Source organism: Nocardiopsis sp. iso_186, assembly GCF_056173365.1.
In genome coordinates this window covers 4,847,179-4,866,615 of record NZ_CM149670.1, presented here as the reverse complement: position 1 = coordinate 4,866,615, position 19,437 = coordinate 4,847,179, and the positions used below count along the sequence as shown (strand labels likewise).

General features: G+C 66.7%; 1 protein-coding gene (only partly in view). It reads right to left on the bottom strand.

Features of this window, described 5'->3' with window-relative positions; translation table 11 throughout:
* Nucleotides 1–42: 42 nt before the first annotated feature.
* On the bottom strand, nucleotides 43–19,437 hold the 3' portion of the coding sequence (locus AC0VYP_RS21065) for an ADP-ribosyltransferase (RefSeq protein WP_475471420.1). Its footprint extends 33,492 nt past the window's final position; only the last 19,395 of its 52,887 coding nucleotides appear in the window; the start codon falls outside the window, past its right edge — the gene reads right to left on this strand; its stop codon occupies nucleotides 43–45.

Genomic DNA, 19,437 nt, shown 5'->3' with positions numbered 1-19,437 from the left:
CGCGCGGAGCCCGGGACGTGTCCTCGGTCACACCGTTCTCGCCTAGGTCGTTCCGTCGTTCGGATCGCCCAGCAGCGCGTCCCGGAACAAGTCGTTGATGCTGCGCGGCGGCTCCGGGGTGCTCGGGGCCTGCGTCGTCGGAGCGGGGGCGGGTGCCGGGGGGTTCTGCCGGTGGACGGTGGTGTGGCTGGACTCGCCCCCTGGGGGCGGCGGGAGAAGGTCGTCGAGCGCTGGATCGGCGGCGCGCTGGGCGTTCCAGGCGTCGATTACTCGATTGAAGAAATCTCTTTTCTCGGGGAAGCTGACGATATTTTTTTTGCCATTTTCCCCATTGGGTATCACCGGGTTGTAGCTTCTGTTTTCTACCAGCTTTTCAATTTCACCATTACTGTGATGTTGGATTATTTTTTTGACAAGATTTGTGGAAACGTGTTTGAGGATTGGTGTGGAGTTTTTGAATTTCTGAATGGCGGCTTCTTTGGACTTGGGGTCGGGCTTGGACTTGGGGTCGGGCTTGGACTTGGGGTCGGGTTTGGGGTTGGTGGGGAGTGCGGCTGGGGTGGGGAGGAGGTTTTTGAGTGCGTCGTTGGTTTGGCGTTGGTTGTTCCATTCAGTAACGACCTGATGAAGGAGTTCGAATTTCTTTTCTTGGCTTCTGAGTTTTTTTCTGTCTCCATCGAGGTTGATGCTCGGGTTGAAGCTCGTGTCTCTTGAGAGTTGGTCGATGGTGTTGTTTCGGTAGGCGTCGAAGATTTTGTTGATGGTTTGGTTGCTGGAGTTTTCGAGGATGGGTGCGGCGTTTTTGAGTTGCTGTATTTCGGGGATCGGGCTGGGGGTTGCGGCGCGAGTGTCAACTTCGGGGTTGATGACTGCGGATCCGGGGCTGATCGGGGCGTCGGTGCCGAAGTCGGTGTTGGGCTCCGGTAGGCCAGTGTCCGTGCTGGTGTCCATGGAGACTGGGCCGAACCCGGTGTCGGTTGCGGTGGCGCTCCACTCCATGGAGCCCTCGGGGGCGGGCCGGGATGTGCCGTCGGTGTTTGCGGGCGGGGTGAGGAGGGCGTCGAGTTCGGGATCGGTTTGGCGTTGGGCGTCCCACGAATCCCTGACTTGGGTGAGGAAGAAGTATTTATCGGCGGACCTTCGGATTTGGCTTCTGGTTCCGCTGCCGTCGAGGTCAACTCGTGGATAGAAGTTCGTTTTTTCTGCGAGTTGGTCGAGGGTGTTGTTTCGGTAGGCGTCAAGAATTTTCTGGATGGTTCGACTACTAGAATTCTTGAGGAGCGGGGTGGTTTCCTTGAAGGTGGAGATGTTTTTCTTGAGTTTTTGAATTTCTTCTTGGTCGGACCTGATGGCTTCGGGGGATTCCTGGTTGGGGGAAGCGAAAAGTTCGGGGTTGGTCCGGCGTTGGGTGTCCCAGGCAGTGGTGACCTGTTCGAGGAATGAGGCTTTATCGGCGATAATTGTAAGCTGTTTTTTGTTTCTGGTGCCGTTGAAGTCAACCTGTGGTCGGAAGTTCGTGTTTTTGGCGAGTTGTTGGATGGTTTTATTGAGGTAGGCGTCGAGGATTTTTTCGATAATTTCGCCGCTGGAATCCTTGAGGATGGGTGCGGCGTCTTTGAGTTTTTGGAAATTGGGGATTGTTGCTGGTTCTGGGAGAAGGGCGGCGAGTGCGGGGTTGGTTTGGCGTTGGTTGTTCCAGGCGGTGGCTACCTGTTCGAGGAATGAGGCTTTATTGGTGAAGCTTTGGAGTTCTTCTCTGTTTCCGGTTCTGTTGAGGTTGACTTTCGGGTGGAAGTTTTTTTCTTTGGCGAGTTGGGTGAGGTTGTTGTCGCGGTAGGAATCGAGGATTCTCTGGATGGTTTGGCTGTTGGAATCCTTGAGTATGGGTGCGGCGTTTTTGAGTTGTTGGATTTCTGGGTTTGGATTGGGGGTCGCGATGGAGATGTTCTGGAGGGATGTAAAGAGTTCGGGGCTGGTTTGGCGCTGGGTGTTCCAGGCGGTGATGACCTGTTCGAGGAATGAGGCTTTATCGGCAAGGTTTTCGAGTCGTTTTATTTTTCCGGTTTCATTGAGGTTGACTTTCGGGTGGAAGTTTTTGTTTCTAGTGAGTTGGTCGAGGGTGTTTCCTCGGTAGGCGTCGAGGATTTTTTGGACGGTTAGAACGCTGATGTCCCTGAGGAGGGGGGTGGCGTTTTTGAGTCGTTGTATCTCAGTGGTGAGGAGGCCGGAGACTGTGGGGTTGTTTTCCCAGGTGGTGAGGAGTGCGCGGGTGAGTTGGGTGCCTTGGCGTCCGTGGGTGTGGGTGTGCCAGGCGTCGTAGACCTGGGTGAGGGTGGGGTTGTGGTCGGTGGCTGCGTCGAGGAGTTGGTGGGCTTGGGTGGTGGTGAGGTGGGGGGGTGCGTCGGGTGTGGTGGTGCGGTGGTCGGGGTTGGCGCCGTGGGTGGTGAGGATGGCTCGGGTGGTGGGGTTGTTTTCCCAGGTGGTGAAGGTTTCTTCGAGCCAGGCGCGTTTGTCGCCGTAGGTGGGGTTGGGGGTGGCCGTCCACCTGAAAGTGTCGAGGTTTTGTTTTGGCAGGGTGAGGCGGTGGGTGGTGGCGAGGGTGTGGGGGGTGTGGCCTTGGTGGTGGTGTTGGTAGAGGGCCCAGGCGGTGTCGAGGTCGGTGGGGCGGTTGGGGGTCAGGGTGAAGCTGTTGTGGGTGAGGGCGGCGGTTTCGGTGGGGGTGAAGGGGTGGGGTGGTGCGGTGTAGAGGGGTTGGGTGGCGCGGTTCTTGCCCTTGTCGGGGCGCGGGGTTTGACCGGCGGCCTCGTCGTCGGAGGAGTCGGAGAGGGCGTCGGAGGGGGCGTAGACGTCGTCGGAGGAGTCGGAGGAGGCTTCGTCGCGGGGTGAGTCGCCGGTGGTGTCGTGGGTGGTGAGTGTGGTGGGGGCGGGGTGGGTGAGGTAGGGGTTGAAGCCGGTGCCGGTGGCGTGGGTGGCCCAGGCGGTGTCGGTGGTGGTGAGGGTGGGGTCGATGCCGAAGCCGGGGTCGAAGCCGGGGTCGAAGTCGGTGTTGAGGTCGGTGTTGAGGTCGGTGTTGAGGTCGGTGGTGATGTCGTGGGCGAGGGTGGCCCAGTCCATGGAGTCGTCGGGGGTGAGCCAGGACATGTCGTCGGTGTCCATGGCGTGGGTGTGGTCGGTGGTGAGTGCGGGGTCGATGGGGGTGTAGTCGGTGGTGGGGCCGGGGTCGTCGGTGAGGAAGGAGGGCAGGGGGAGGTCGTCGTTGGTGGGTGAGGCGAGGTCGAGGGTGTCGAGGTCGTAGTAGGCGGGGTCGTTGTAGGCGATGGTGTCGGGGTCGGACCAGTTGACGTTCATGGCGTCGGGGTCGCTGGTGTCGTCGTTCGGGCTGGGCGCGGGGGCTGGGGAGTCCTGCCCGGGGTCGGAGTCGGTCCTGAACGGTGCCGGTGCCGGTGCCGGCGCCTGCGTCGTCGGTGCGGTGGCGGTCGATCCGGTTGGGTCGGTGGTGATGCCCAGGGTGGTGAGTCGGTCGAGGGCGGGTTGGAGCAGTCCGGCGTTGTGCCAGGTGTTCCAGATGGTGGTGAGCGCGGTTTCGCGTTGTGCGGGGGTGTGGTCGCGGCTGGGGTTGGATCCTTCGCTGACGTGGGTCAGGCTTTGGCCGCGGACGTGGTGGTCGTAGTAGGCGGTGAGAGCGGAGGCGGAGTCCCACCCGGAGGCATCAACGGGGACGGTGAGGTCGGCGGTGACCGTGCCGAGCTGGTCCGGGGTGAGGTCCGCGATGCGGTGGGGGGCGGTGTAGGGCATGGGGCCGCCGGCGCCCTCTGCGGGGCGCTCCAGGGCGGGGCGCAGCAGGGCGGCGATGCGGTCGAGGTGGTGCTGGCGCAGGCCGTAGATGGGGGACAGCGCGGCGGCGTTCATGACGTTGTCGCGTGCGCCGTCCACCCGTGAGGAACTGGCCCGGGTACGGAAGACACTGCCCCCTGCCTGGTCATTGACGTTCTCCCCGTAGTTGTCGGGCAGCCCGGCGGCCCGGTGCAGGAACTCGTGCAGGAGAGTCCCGGCGTTCGCCTCCACCGCCCAGCTCCCCGAACTGCTTCGGGGGACCGTGCCGTCGGCACCGGTGGGCAGCCAGACGACGGTGCCGTGCACGGGGTCCCCGTCGGGCGAATCGGCGGCGTCCTCCAGCCGGAAATGCAGCTGCGGGCCGGGCGTGCCGTCCGCGTTCGACAGGCGGTGCCGGAAGTTGACGACCGTGTCGATGTCTTTTCGCAGTCGGGCCAGGGCGTCCTTCGTCTTGGCGTCAACGTGTGCCCTGACGTCGTCGTCGCTCGGGAAGTCGTTGTGCTCCTTGATGTAGGAGGTAGTGAACGCCTGCTTGAGCTTGCCGGTGTCGAAGGCGACGCGCCAGGTGACCTCGGCCGCGTGGGTGGGCGCCGCGGTCCCGGCCGTGCCCGCGTCGGTGGCGGACCCCGTCGTCCCGGCGGCGGGCGTGATGGGCACGACCCGCACCTCGACCTGGGTGGAGTTGCCGTAGGCCCGGATGGACGGAGGACGGAAGGGCTGGTCTGCTCCATCGGGATGGCCGGGCACCGTCACGGTGCGCTCGCCCGTGGCGGTGGGGTCCGCCGGTCGCGCGATCGTGGTTCCGCGTCTCGGCTCGCGGAAGGAGACGTCGATGCCTGAGGCATTGGTGTCCCTGTTCACACCGATGGTGGTCACGGGCGTTGAGGCCCGATTGTCCGACCAGCGGTTCGCGCGGACCAGGTTGGTGTGCACAGGCGCGGGAAGGCTGGGGCGTCCGGCGGTGATCTCGGACAGCCGGGCCAGCGACACCGGGGTGACCCGCGCGGGGGGCTGGGCCGTCGTGGGGTTGTGTTGGCCGGTGCCGTTCTCGCTCTTCTGCTCGCGGGCGAGCTGGGACTCGCCGGACTCGGTGAGGCCGAACCAGGAAAGGAAGTCGGGGACGCCGGTCGCGAGGCCGGGGGTAGCGGTGGAAACCCCGGAGGAAGGCAACCAGTTCAGGTCCGCGTGAACCGAGAAGACGTTGACACCGGGGTCAACGACCTCCACGCGCAGGCGCAGTACGGGGTTGGGGCCGAGTGGGCTTTGCTGGGCGTTGGTGGCGGCGTCGCGCAGGGTGTAGGGCAGGGTGTGGGTTTCGCCGTGGGAGTCGGTGACGGTGCGGCCCCCGTTGACGACCTCCTCCATCGAGCGCACGAGCCTCTGCTCGGCCCGGGAGACCATCGCGGCGTCCAGTTGGCCGGTCGCCGGAGAGCGGCGCAACCGGATCACGACCTCGATCGTGTCGGTGCCGTGGAAACCACCGGGGATGCGGTTCCACTCGACACGGGGGTAGATGGGGGAGGCGTCGCCCTGGCGCTGGGTCAGCACCGCGTGCAGGGCAGCGGAACCGTCGTCGATGGCGATCCCGATGCTCTGCCCGGGGGTGCTGTCGAAGGCCTGGAGAAGGAGGCGGTCCGGGACCACCGCCGTGTTCTTCGTCGGATTGATCAGGGCGTCCCACGCCTGCGGGCTGTCGGGGGCGGCGAGCTGCTTGCTCTTCATGACCCATTCCAGGGCGGACCGCAGGTCACCGGCATCGCGCAGGCGGTCGGTGAGGGCGAGCGTCAGGTTTTCCTCCTCCCTCGACGAGAAGACGGTGTCGAAGGACTTGTTGCCGTGGTGCACCTCGTAGTAGCGGACCAGGTGGTCGGCCGCCGCGGTGATGGACATGCCCCCGGGGACGTGGTTCGTGATCAGCGAGGCGAATTGCGATGGGGAGATCGTCTTCGTCAGGCCGGGCTTGGTTTGTGGCCAGCCGGTCGGCACCTGCGGATCGGAGGTGACCCGGCCGGATTCGTCGGTCGGCCGCGGGGCACCTGCCGTCTCGGGCTGCTCCCCTGAGGGGGTTTCCCGCCGGTCCGACTCGAAGGGTGCGGGGGCGTCGGACATGGACTCGTCGGAGTCCGAGTCGGACCGGTTCGCGGCGATGAGGCCGGGCAGGGTGTCGCGCAGCGCGGGAAGGTCGGCCGTGGCGAGGGCGCCGAGCGCGGTGGCGAGGGCGCCGTTGTCGCGCCAAGCGTCCCATTGGGCGGTGAGGGCGGCTTGTTTCTGTTGGAGTGTTGCCCCGGGCAGGTGGCGGGCGTGGCGGCGGGTGAGGGTGGTTGAGTCGATTCCGGTGGCGTGGTGGTCGTAGTACGCGGTGAACAGGGCGTAGGCCGCGGCGGGGTTGGGGGCTCCGTCGGTGAGCGCGGCCGTGATGGCGGCGCGCGACTCGGCGGGCAGGCCAAGGGTGGTGAGCAGGTCGTCGGAGGGCGGGGCGGTGGGGACCTGGGAGGGTGCGCGGTCCAGTGCGGCTGTCCAGCCGCGTTCGGGGGCGGGGGCGCCGGTCCGGTCCAGGGCGTCGGCCAGTCGGCGCGTCGTCCCGGTCTCGTGCCAGGTGCGCCAGAGGTCAACCAGTGCCTGTTGTTGTTGGCGGGAGGTGTGGCCGGGGAGTCCGGTGCCGCCGTGCTGTCGGGCGAGGTCGTTGACCTGGGTGGTGATGCCGGTGATGGAGCGGGAGTGGACCTGGTGTTGGTGGTAGGCGTCGAAGATCGCGAACGCGGTGTCCGGGGCGGTCCCGAGTGCGGCGGTGTTCCAGGTGGGGGCGAGTAGCCCGGCGATGGCGGTCTTGTCGTCCTGGGTGAGATCGCTCGGGCGCCACGCGCGGTCGGTGGGTAGGCCGTGGTCGCGCAGGACGTCCATGACGGAGTCGGTAATGCCGTGGTGCTGCCAGAAGGCCCAGTGGCTCTCGAGGACCCGACCGGTGTCGCCCGACAGTTCGGGGAAGGGACCGTCCCACCCGTCCGGCTTCGTCGCAGAGCCCGTGTTGACGGTGTAGCCCAGTGCCGCTTCGCTCATGCTCAGGCCCCGGACGTGGTGGTCGTAGTAGGCGCTCAGCGCCTCGTAGTAGGCATTGAGCTTCTTGTCGGGGGTTGGTGTTGGGAGGAGCGCATCGGCCCGGGGGTGGATGAGGGCCGTCGCGATGGCCTCCTTCTGTTCCCGGGCGAGGTCGTTCGGAGTCCGGGAAGGCGCCTCGACCACGCTCGTCGGGCGGGGGTCGGGGAGGCTCGGGTGGCGGCGCAGCAGCGCCTCCGGCCCGCCTGGGGGGAACTCGACCCCCGCGTCCTCAAGGCTCCGCAGAGCAACGGCCAACTGTTTCGACGGAGGCCGGTGCCACAGCTCCCACACTTTTTGCAGGTTCGGGGATTCGTCTCGCCTCAGGAGGGCGAAATCCTCGCTCACCTGCTCGAAGCCGCGTCCCCGCACGTGGTGGTCGTAGTAGGCGCCGAAAATGTCGAGCAGGCTTCCCCCCGGAGCGGTGTGAGGGTAGTCCCAGCCGAAGCGGAGGGGGGTTTCGTGGAGAAGGTCCTCGATGTCGTTCAAGGTGTGTTGGGGGAGGTCGGCGAACCGCACGGGAGGCGTGTAGGGCCTGGGGCCGGTCTCGGTCTCCATGACCGGTCGCTCCACGGCCGGCCGGAGCACCTCGCTGAACCAGTCCAGCTGGCGTTGGCTCAACGACGCGAACGGAGAACGCGGGCCGTTCATGATGCTGGAGGGAGAGTTGTCCACGCCGGAGAGGTCGCGGCGAGCGCGGAAGACGCTGCCGTCCTGTACGTCCTGCGGGGCCTCCTCATAGGTGTCCGGGAAGCCCATGAGGTGGGTGAACTCGTGAAGGTGGACCTCTGGCGCCGAGCTGATGGGCCAGTTGCCGGAGTTGGCGCGAGGAACGGATCCGTCCGCGTTGTCGGGGACCCAGGCGACCTCGCTGTGGACCGGGCCGTCAACGTCGGAGTCCCCGGCGTCCTCGAAACGGAAGTGCAGCTGGTCCCCGGGAGTCCCATCGGGGTTCGTCAACCGGTAACGGTTGTTGAAGTTCTTGTCGAGCCGTTCACGGAAGGCCAGTGCCGCCTGGTCAACCTCGCTGTCGGGGATTTCGCCCCGGTCGAAGTTGACCCGAACCGTCACCTCCAGGACATGGGTGGGCAGCCCTGCGGAGGGGGCCCCGCCGTTCTTCCCCCAGTCGATCGGTACCCGCCGTGCCTCGAACAGTTTGTCGGAGCCTCGGGCCTCCGTCTTCCCGGCAAAGAAATAGCTGCGCTTGCCGTCCGGATAAGTGATTTCATTGATCTTGCCCGTGATCGGACCGTAGAGAGCCCTGCCCGCAAGGGTGGTGCGACGCGTTTCGCGCCCCACAGTTGGTTGGACCCCTGAGGAATCGGCTCCCAAAGTCGTGACGGGGACCGTGTGCCGGTTGTGTTCCCACAGTCCGGTGGTCGCCAAACCGGTGTGGACCGTGGCGGGAGCGTCGGAGCGTCCGCCGACAAGGGCGGACAGTCGCGCGAGCGACACCTCGGTGACCTCCGGCAGGAGAAGGGCCCCCTGTTCCACCTGGGCTCTGGAAAGGTACCTTTCCAGAGACCGGGAGGACTCGGTCAGCCCGAACCACGACAGGACCTCGAGGACGAGGTGATCCTGGGAAAGCGCCTGGTCCACGGGAGCGGTCAGCCCCTTCAGGACCGCGTGCACCCGAGCCGGGTCGTGGTCGGCGTCAACGATTTCCACGCGCAGCCGGAGTTCGGAGCCGTCGCGCAGTGTGTGGGGCCAGTGGTGCTCGGCACCGGAAGGGTCGGTCACGGTACGCCCGTCGTTGACCTCGTTCTCCAACGCCTCGATCAGAGCACGTTCCTCTTCACGGCTCGTCGGACGGCCGCCGTCGGAAGTGTCCCGGGCGATCCTGAGGACGACCTCCACCGTGTCGGGGCGCCCCTCGCCGGAGATCCGGTTCCACTCCATCCGTGGACGAACCGGGTGACCCTCCAACGTGGGGCGCATCCTGATCGACAGTGCGCTCTCCCCATCGCCCACCGTCAGTGAGAAGGGGCCGCCCGCGCCCGGCGCGCCACCGAACCAGGTGGTGAACGGGGGAAGGACCATGGCGGTCTGGGTGGTGGGGTGGGTGAGGGCCCGCCATTCCTGTTCGTTCTTGGGTGGGGTGAGGCCGGTGTCCGGTGTGGCGAAGAGCCGCTCCAGGGCGGTGCGCAGCGCGCCGCCCTCGCGCCAGTGGGCGGTGTAGGCGTCCAGAGCCGCTTCCCGTTCCGGAGCCCGGTCGGTGACGGTGTCCATGCCGAGGCCGCGCGCGTGGTGGTCGTAGTAGGCGCCGAGCAGCGCGAACGCCTGGTCCGCCGAGAGGAGGGAGCCGGTGTCCATCAGAAGCGGCGCGGTGATGGCTTCCCGAGCACTCTGTGGAACGGAAGCCAGTCCCGTGGTCCGGAATCCGTCGGCTTCGAGTCCCCCTGCGGTTTCGGCGGTGTTCGCCGGCGTGCCGGAGTCCTTCGGTGAGGCGATACCCGGTCCGGTCTCAGGAGCGGTGGTGTGGGTGAGCGCGGTGTAGATCCGCGGTCCGGTCTGGTTGCGGGTGGAGCTTTCCCCGGCGTTCGGTGAAAGGAGGGCGTCGAACGCGGGGTCGGTGGCGCGTCGGCTGTCCCAGGCAGCGGCGACCTGGGTGAGAAAAACGGTTTTTTCTGTGGAGCCTTTGAGTTGTTTTTTGCCGTTTCCGATGTCTGCGCTCGGTATGAAGTCCTTTTTGTTCGCGAGTTGTCCGAAGGTGTTGTTTCGGTAGGCGTCGAGGATGGTTTGGATGGTGCGGTTGGAGGCCTTTTTGATAATAGGGGCGGCGTTTTTGAGTGGCGTGAGGTCCGTGGTGACTGGACTGCTGCTGGGGAGGGTTTCGAGTTCCGGGTTTCGGGTGGAGCTTTCCTCGGTATTCGGCGTGAGGAGGGCGCTGAGATCGGGATTGGTGGCGCGTTGAGCGCTCCAGGAACCGGCAACCTCTTTGAGGAATTCGGTTTTTTCTTTGATTTTTATTAGTCGGGTTTTGCCGCTTCCGATGTCTGCGGTCGGTATGAAGTTCTTTTTGTTCGCGAGTTGTCCGAGGGTGTTGTTTCGGTAGGCGTCGAGGATGGTTTGGATGGTGCGGTCGGATGTGTATTTGAGGATTGGGGTCCTGTCTCCCAGGAGCGAGATTTCGTTGACTGAGAGGAGGGTGGTACTTGGGGGTTCTTTTGTGGTTGAGAGGAGCGTGGCGAGTTCGGGATTGGTGGCGCGTTGTGTGTTCCAGGCAGTGGTGATCTGGTCAAGGAATTCGGTTTTTTCTTTGGTTTTTTCGAGTCGTTTTTTGCCGTTGCCGTCGAGGTCGGCACTTGGTCGGAAGCTCGTTTCTTTTGCGAGTTGGGTGAGGGTGTTGTTTCGGTAGGCGTCCAGGACCATTTGGATGGTGCGGTCGGAGGATTGTTCGAGGAGAGGGCTGGTGTCCCTTAGCAGTGGTATGGACTCATTTGTTGCATGGAGGGCTGGGGGTTCTGTTGTGGTCGGGAGGAGGGCGTCGAGTTGGGGGTTGGTGGCGCGTTGGTCGTTCCAGGCGGTGACGACCTGGTTGAGGAATTTGTTTCTGCCGGCGGAATTTTCCAATCGTTTTTTGCCGTTGCCGTCGAGGTCGGCACTTGGTCGGAAGCTCGTTTCTTTTGCGAGTTGTCCGAGGGTGTTGTTTCGGTAGGCGTCGAGGATTCTTTGGATGGTGTGGTCGGAGGATTGTTCGAGGAGGGGGGTGGTGTCTTTCAGTAGCGAGATCAGGGAGGTCGGTATTTGGGCGGCGGGTTGGGGGGTGGTGGTTGGTTCGTGGGTGTGGTGGGTGGTGAGTGTGGTGGGGGCGGGGTGGGTGAGGTAGGTGTCGGTGGCGAGGGTCGCCCAGGTGGGGTCGATGGTGGTGAGGGTGGGGTCGATGCCGAAGCCGGTGCCCAATTCGGTGGCTAGGGCATCCCAGTCCATGGAGTCTTCGAGGGTGGCCCAGCCCATGGACTGGTCTGCGTTGAGCCAGGACATGTCGGCGGTGTCCATGGCCTGGGTGTCGTCAGTGGTGTGGTCGGGGTTGGCGGGGGCCAAGGCGGTGGAGGGGCCGGGGTCGTCGGTGAGGAAGGAGGGTCCGACGAGGTCGTCGTTGGTGGGTGAGGCGAGGTCGAGGGTGTCGAGGTCGTAGTAGGTGGGGTCGTCGTAGGCGAAGTCGGCGGGGTTGGTCCAGTCGATGCCCATGTCGTCGGGGTCGGGGGTGCGGGCCATGTTGACACGGAAGTCATTGGCACCGAGATGCGTACTCGTGGGCTCGGTGCCAGCCGCGGTGTACTCCCGTGACACGGTGTCCAGGACGGAGTCCGCCTCGGCTGCGGCCTGGCGCAGTCGCGCGGTCTCCAGCAGGCCTGCCTGAACCACGGGGTGGGTCTCGGGCCAGCCGTTGCGGACGCGCTGATCCTGGAGGTGGGTCTCGTGACGGAGCAAATCCGCGTGTGCCTGTCCGGAGTCCTGCCGCGCCTGTTCCAGAGAGGCGGGGGCGGGAACGGGGGACGTCCCGGTGGTCCTCCCGGTTTCGGTGAGCACGGTGTGCACCTGGACGTCGTTGTCGCGGTGCGCCGCCGGCCGCTCGACCAGTTCGTTGTACTCCTGAGCCTTTCCTTCGGCTTCCTTGCGGACCGTGGTGGAGAGGGCGGCGATCGTTTCGGACTCCGCGGCGAACAGGGCCGGCCTGTTGGCGTTGGAGGGGGAAAGCGCCTGGGAAAGACCGGTCAGCAGCTTCGCGGCCTTCTGCGCGTTGACGGCGGCCTCGTACTTCTCCCTGAGCCCTTGGTCTGCCTCACTGACGACAGGAAGTGGGCGGGGACGGTAAAGACCTGAGGGGGTGACCGCCAGTTCCTCCGCGAGCCGCACCGCTTGCTCCCGGTACTCTTCCCGCAGTTCACTGGCGAGGTTTTCGGCGTTCTCGATCTCGGCCTCGTATGACTTCCGGCCACCGGAGCGGAGACGCAACTCCCTCAGGCGCTCGGCGGTGAGGTTGAGTTCGTCTGCCCTGGTGCGGGTGTGGGGCAGGAACGTGCTGAATCGCACCAGTCCGGGCGGCTCGTACTCGTTCTCGGGGAGGTCCCGAGCCGTCCGGATCACATATTCCCTTGCGGTGTCCTCGGCCGTCCACAGGGCTTGGTAAGCCAAGCCGTCGATGTGTTTCGCCTCGTCGGGGAACACGAACGCCCCCTCGCGCGCGGAGGACGCGAGTGCGGTGAGCAGCGCGGCTTCCTCGCTTTCCCGCATGACCTCTCGGTAGGCATCGACGGCCTGGTCGTCGCCTTCGGCTGGTCGTTCGAGGTTCGGGCGGAGTTCCGGCGACGGGGAGAGGTGCAGGGCACGCGCGAGTCTGAGCGCTTCTTTGTGGTACCGGGTGTTTGCCGTCTCCACCGCCTCTTCATCGCCGCGGCTCTCGGCCTTCTCGGCACGGACGCGGTTCCTGGCCATGGAGGCACCCGAGCGGTAGACCGTGATGGAGTCGTCGGCTCGATCGCGTGCGTGCCGAGCCGCCTCGGCGATGTGTGCGGTCTCCCCCGGGAAGGGGAAGTCGTCGTCCTCGGCGGCTGTCCTGGCAAGGGCCGACAGCAGGGCAGAGCGGTGGTACCCGCCCTTCGCCCTGTCGTAGGCGTCGCGGACCCATGCTGAGGCGTCCCAGTCGGGAGTCTCCAGGGAGCGGTCCGCCTCGATCTCGAGCGTGTCGGCCAGAGAGAGCGCGAGTGATGCGTACTTGTCCCATCGTTTCCCGGACGCGGCGGCGGCGTTGTCCGCTCGCCGGGTGAGGGCCTCCTGCCGGGCGAGGTCCGAGGACAGGGCGACGTCCTTGCCGGAGAGCACCTCGTCCGCTTCCCTGCGCAGCCGCTGTTCCTCCGCGCGGAGTTCGGTGGCGCGGACGGCGGTACGGTTCATCCCCGCCTCGGCGTGGTCCAGACCGCTGGTCCCACTCACGATGAGGAAGTATTCGAGCGCTTGTGCCTCCGCGGTCTCCCGGGCGGTCTGGGCCAGTTCGCCGATCGTCTCTTGTTGACCGGGAAGGTGGACCCGGCCGGCGGAGATCTCGTTCTCCAAGCCGCTGAGCAGGGCCGCCTCGTCAACGGCGCGCACGGTCTTCCGGTAGCCGTTGCGGACGTCCCGGTGCGCCCTGGGAGCGGGTTCGGGCCCCGTTGCGGGCAGGAGGGCGGTCGTGTCCCGGGTGACCTCCAGGTAGCGGGCGGCGTTCAACACCAGGGGCCGGTACTCGTCCGCGTGGCCGGAAGAGGCCGTCTGCTTGCCAGGGTGGTCCAGGATTTCCTTGAGGTACGTCAGGAGATCCTGTTGCGCGTCTTTTCTTTCCTTCGAGGCGTTCCGCTCAAGTGCCCCCAGTGTCTCCGCTGAGAGCCGTCCGTCGCCACGGAGGTTTTCCGAGAGCGCGTCGAGCGCCGCGGCATTGTTGATGGCGTCCTTGGCGTCGTCGTATGTGAGGCGTGCGAAGGAACGGGCAAAGGACGGCGGCCGCTCCCCGAGGACCATGATCGCGTGGCTCGGGTCGTCCAGACCGAGGAACGTGGCGAACTCCAGGGCGTGCGCCACGAAGTGCTGCTGGCGGTCGTCGGCCCGCTCCGTTGCCTGCCTGGCCAGTGCCTCGGAGTCAGGGGAGTCGGAGTCCGAATCCAGCAACCGGTCGGCCTGTGCGCTCAGCTCCACCTGGTCCGCGTAGTCGCGTTCGAGGCTGGTCGTGTAGTGCGTCCGCGCGGCCTCCTCCCTTTCCTGGGAGACGCGTTCGGCTTCGGCGGTGAGCCATTGTGCCTCGTGCGGGAAGCCGGTGGTCCGCGCGTCCTTGGCCCACGACCGCAGTTCGGCCGCGCGGTTGTCCGAGCGTGCCCCGTCCTGGATGAAGTCCATGGTGGCCAGCCGTTGCTTGGGCGGCAGCGACTCGAACGCCTCGGGGAACTCGGGGGCCGGACGGAGGGAGGGAGTGGTGCCCAGTGCCTGGGCCTGTTCGCGGGCGCCGTACCGGTAGTGGTTCCACTGCTGGGCCGACTCGTCCCTCAACCGGGCCAGCCGCGTGTCCAGTTCCTGACGGGCGGTCCGGTACTCAGGAGCGGACTCGTCGAGGGTTCGGACCTCGGCGGCGGTCTTCTCGGTCTGTGAGCGGAGGTCGTCGATCCGGCGACGGACACCTGCAAGGAAGCGTCCCCGTTGCTCCGGTGTTTTCGCTGCTTGGTATGCCGGGGGCGCCGGGGGCTCGCCGATGTAAGGAGGCGGTGCGGCCTCGTAGATCGGGTGCGGTTCGGGGAAACGGATCGGGGTCTCGGTGAAGGGAGCAAAGCTCCCCTCCGGCAGGAGCGGTGGATACTGCTCACCGGTGTCGTGCAGTCCCAGGGTGTCTGTTTCGGCGACCGGGGACAGGCTGTATTCGGCCGCCTGTTCGTACAGGGCGAGCGTTGCCTGGCTCAGCATGATCCGGGCGTCGAGAACCTCGAGGTCCCTGTCGGCAGTCGTGAGCAGCCACTGCTGAACGGCCTCGGGCAGCTCCTCGTCGTTCATGAGGTCCCCGCGCTGGTCCATCCCGTAGGAGTAGCGTTCGACCAGCGCGTCGAGAAGCGCGTTCTCTCGTTCCCACATCGTCCGGAGCATCTGCCCCTGCTCGATCCGGGCGTCCTGTTCGGTCTGGGTGTCCTGTTCGGTCTGCTCGGGCCGGCCGCTCAGACGCGCCACCATTTGGTTCGGGGGCCCGGACGACGCGAGTTCGAGTGCCTCACTCTGTAGCCGTTTTCCTGTTCTATGGCTCTTCCGGGAGTCTTTGCGGGACCGTTGTTCTTCCTTCTTCTCCAGCTCGATCTCTTTGTTCAGGTAGGTAACGATTTCGTCGTGGGAGAAGACCTCTCTATCCAGGCGGCCCGCCCATTCATCCTTGAGGGCCTGTTCACGGGCATTGTCGAGTTTTACGGCGTTTCGAAGGGAACGCGCCTGGTCGCGTGTGCGTGCGTAGTCCTCCTCCACCCGGTCGAGTGCGGACTGGGCGTGGTCGAAGACGCGCTGTGACCGGCCCGCTCTTTCCCGGGCGTCCTGGATCCGGCCGGACAGCGCCTCGGCCTCTGCTCTGTGCTGCCGGGCCAGCCGGTTGGCTTCCAGCGCCCGATCAAGTGTCCGCGTGTACTCGTCCTCCGGAGAGACGTCGTCGGGGGCGCGCTGCGGCCGGTCCGCTCGTTCCCGGGTGTTCTGGATCTGGTCGAGCAGGGCGTCGGCGTTGTTTTGGTGCTGCCGCTCCCGTCCATCGGCGACCATCGCCTGGTTGACCAGTGCTTGTTTGCGGGCCTCCAGGGCGTTGAGCGCGGCCCGGTCGTGTTCGCGGGCGTCGCGTGCCACGGCCCGTTGCTTCTGGGCGTCCTGGATCTGGTCGAGCAGGGCGTCGGCGTCGTTCTCGCGTTGCTGGGCCAGTGGCTCGGCACCGGAGATGCGGCTGCGGATCTCCGCGATGGAACGGGTGTAGTAGTCGCGATCGGCTTGGGTCGGAGGCGTCTCGGTGCTTTCCCCGCTCTCGTTCAGTTCGGCGAGTTCCGCCCTGCGCTCCTTCGCCTTCCGTTTGTGCTCTCGCGCCTCTTGGAGCTGTTCCCGGGCCTCGAACAGGCGTTTGTCCGATTCGGCGCGCAGGCTCCGGACCTTTTCGTTGAGGGTCCGGAGAAGCGTGCTGTTCTCGATGAAGTCGTTGATCCGCTCCCTGAGAAGCGCTCGACTTTGCCGACCTTCTTCGCGGAGGTCGTGTACGGCACTGTCGAGAGCGAGAGCGGTGCGTGGAAGGCCGAGGAACAGAAGGGCGGCACGCCGCGCGTTCATTTCGTGGAACGCGTGGTTGGCCTCGGCCGCCGTGCGGTGGACGGTCTGGGATTCGGAGTAGGCCGAGCTGTGTGCGAGGTCGCTTCCGACGAGGGGCATGGACTCGTCGATCCGCAAAGCGCTGGTGAGTTCCCGGAGCCGGTCGTGGAACTCTCCGGGAAGGGGACGCCCGGTGCTTCCGAAGACACCGTCGTCCTGACCGGAGGCTTGGGCGAGGTTCGAGGAGGAGGTGTCCACGAGGTGATGGGCGTAGGACAGGAGGGTCTTCGCCCCCAGTTCCCAGACGTGCGCCAAGCCCTGGTCGCTCTCCGACGAGGCCTCGAAGTCGTCCGCGAAGGGGCGGCCGTGGTTGAGGACCGAGTCGATCCGGTCCAGGAGCTCCCGGGAGCGCGGCTGCGCGTTCTGTTGCCCCGTGGACAGGGCGGCCGTGATCTCGCCGATCAGCCGGTCTGCCCGGACGAGCTCCGCGAAGGCGGGGGGGAGGTTCGTGATTGCCGACGCGTCTGCCACCGGAAGGGCGGCGCGCGGTTCCGTGCCGCTGCCGTCGTCGGAGGCCTCCGAGTCGAACAAGATCTGGTCAGTGGTGTGGAAACCAGAGGGCAGCCCGGTCAGTCGCGGCAGGCCGTCCTCGGAGTCGGAGTCGGAGCCCAGACCCCACTCGGGCTCCGCTCCCTGGTCGTCGTCGGAGGACTCCGATGAGGTCGCGTCCGCCCCCTGGTCGATGTGGACCGGGAAGACGAGCGGTGAACGGACGGCACCGTCCATGGAGAGGGGCGCGGTCGGAGCGTTGGGCAGGTCGGGATGTCCGCCGGCGGCGATGTACTCCTGCCTGGCGGCGTCGAGGGCCGTGTCGGCCTCGGCGGCCACCAAGCGCAGCCGTGCGGCTTCCTCCAGGCCGGACTGGATCTCGGGATGGGTGTCGGGCCAGCCGTTTCGGGCGCGCTGGTCCCGGAGGTCCGTCTCGTGGCGGACGAGGTCGTAGTGTGCCCGGCCGGCGTCGCTGCGGGCCCGGTCGAACGCGGTCGAGTCCGGGGCCGCGGGCGCGGTGTGCTGATGACCCCCTTCCTCAGTGCGGAGGGTCATGACCTGGACGTCGTGGTTCTGCTGTCCTTCTTCTCCGCCTTGAGGGGGCTCGGTGCCTTGTCGGCCGCCTTCCTCGCTCTGCGCGGCCTCGGTGTAGGCCTGTAGTGCCTCCTCTGCCTCGGTCCGGGCGCGGGCGGCGAGGTCGCCGATCGCGCCCGTTTCCTCGGCGAAGGGGAGTTCGCCGTCGCGGACTGCCTCGGCCACCGCCTCGATGGTGGAGGCCTCCCCGGCGGTGTTCCTGGCGCGCTCGTAGGCTGCCGTCACACTCTCGGACGCGCTTTGGGAGGGATCGGGGATGTCCCGGACCGCGGTGGGATCGCCGGCGATCCGGTGGGTGCGTGCCAGGTCCAGCACCAGGGAGCGGTAGGAGTGCCGCATCTGCGCCGCTGTCTGTTCCGCGAGGTGCTCCAGGCGTGACGGCGCGCCCGAGCCGTCCGTACCGTGCGTCTGGTCGCGCAGTCGCTGGGCGAGGGCCTCCAGCTCGGCGGCCCGGGTGCGGTCGTGGGCGAGGTAGGCCCCTTCTCGGCGCGCTCCGTCGTCGTCCCGGCCCCGCACGGCCGTCCTGGCCTCCAGGGCGGCATGGTCGCGGGCGGTCGTCTCGGCGATCTGGCGGGAGGTGCTCGCTGCGGCTTCCAGCTGGTCGGCCTCGTTGGCGAGCCGGGAGCCATCCTCGCGGGCTGCGGAGGCGAGCCCCTCCAGCAGTGCCGCCTCCTCCACGGAACGGGTCACGCCCGTGTGGCTCTCCCGCAGGGCAGGGGGGCCTTCCGGTGCGGGAGCGGGGCTGGGGAGCAGGGCGGGGACCGGGGTGACGTTCAGCGTCCGTGCGAGTTCGAGCGCTTCGCGTCGGTAGTCCGTCCACAACCGCTCTGTATGGTCCTCGACCTGCTGGACTTCATCGTCGAGCAGGGCTGCCAGGGGTCCGTAGCCCTGCTGTTCCGCCTCCTCACCGACCTGTCGCAATTGGTCGGCGTGGTGTCCGAGCACGGCTATCCGGGTGCGGTCGTAGTCCAGGCGTGCCCGGTGCCGCACGAGGTCGATCGACTCGTTCTGGCCCATGTTGACCTGGGCCTCGAGTCCGGCGTGCTCCCGTGCCGTCTCCTCGGCGGCCTGGCGGGCCTCCCGGACGGCGCCGTCCAGGAACTCTGCCTCGTGGGAGGAGAGGACCGTCGTGCCGCGAACGTGGTCGGCGAGGGCGGTCAGCAGTGCCGCTTCCTCGCGGCTCTGTTCGGCGTCACGACGACTGTCGTCGAGACCGTCGAAGGGCGCGAAGGCCGGGGGGTGGGGGAGGAGCGCGGAGTTGACAGGGTCGAGGGACAAAAGACGGGCGAGCGATCGCGCCGACTGCCGGTAGCCGAAGTCGTTTCCGCGGTCCTCTCCGCGCTCCGCCGCCTCTTCGGTGCGGGTCTGGTGGTCACGCAGGTCGGCGAGCGCGTCGGAGACGCCGGTGGCCAGTTCCCGGTACGAGTTCGTCTGGGCCTGGGCCGTCTGCTCCAGAAGCCGGGCCATGTTCGCGAGCCGTTCGCCTTCGCCGGAGAGCGGGCTCTCCGCGCTCCTCGCATCGTCGGCGAGCTGCATGAAGACGTCGGCGGTGGAGTCCGCGACACGGGCGTTGTCGTACGCGGCCCGGACGGTTCCCGGAACGTCGTTCCCGGGCTCCGGACCGAGACCGGTGACGCCTTCGCTTCGGGGCTCGATCCCCAGGAGAGGGGCCAGCCCCAGGCCCTCGTAGCGGTAGAGGTCCCAGTACCGAGGGGCGTCGTTCGTCGCCTGTAGCGCCTGAAAGTTGAACAGTCGGCCCTGTTGGGACGCTCCTTGAGCGAGGGCCTCCCTGGAACGGGTGTTCAGCGTCTGCGCCTGCGAGTCGAGCGCTGCGGCCCAGGCACCGACACGGGTCATGGCCGCCCGACGCCCGGGGACATCCGTTCCGGTACCGTCGCCGTTCGGCGCGGTGATCCGGGTGTAGTCCAGGACGGCCTGTTCGGCGAGGTCGCGGGCTGTCGAGGCGGCGTCGGGGAGCAGGGACCCTTCGCCGGAGAGCAGCAGTGAGCCACCGGCGGCGGTCTGGTTCAGGCCCTCGACGAGTGCTGCTTCCTCGGACAGGCGAACGGCGTCGAGGTGAAGTCCGTGAGCCTGCTGCGGCGCGTCTCCCGCCGGCCGCGGACCGGGCGGCAGGTGCGTCTGGCCGCTGGGCGCCGCATCGAGGTAGCGGGCGGTCTCGGCGGCGAAGGACCGGTAGTCCTGGAAGAGACGGTCGGACAGCTGGGGGTCCGCCATCGCGGTATGCGCGACGGACAACTGCGTCCGCAGGTCGGTGAGCGCGTCCGCCAGGTACTGATTGGCGAAAAACCTCTGGTTCGCGGTGGCCCCTCGCAGCATCCGGTCGAAGGCGTCCGCCTGCTCGGTGCTGAGGAAACCCTGTTCCCTCCCTTGCCTGGACAACCCGGCGAACGCTTCCAGCTCGCGGAAGTTCTGCTCCATCCCCTGGTAGCGGACGCGGATACCGTCCGAGGTGCCCTCGCGCGGGCGGATCCGGACGATCGCTTCCGGGATGGCCGGGGAGCTCAGACCGAGGAGGTCGGCCAGTTCCATGGCGTACTGCCAGAAGTGATCTTTGCGTTCCTC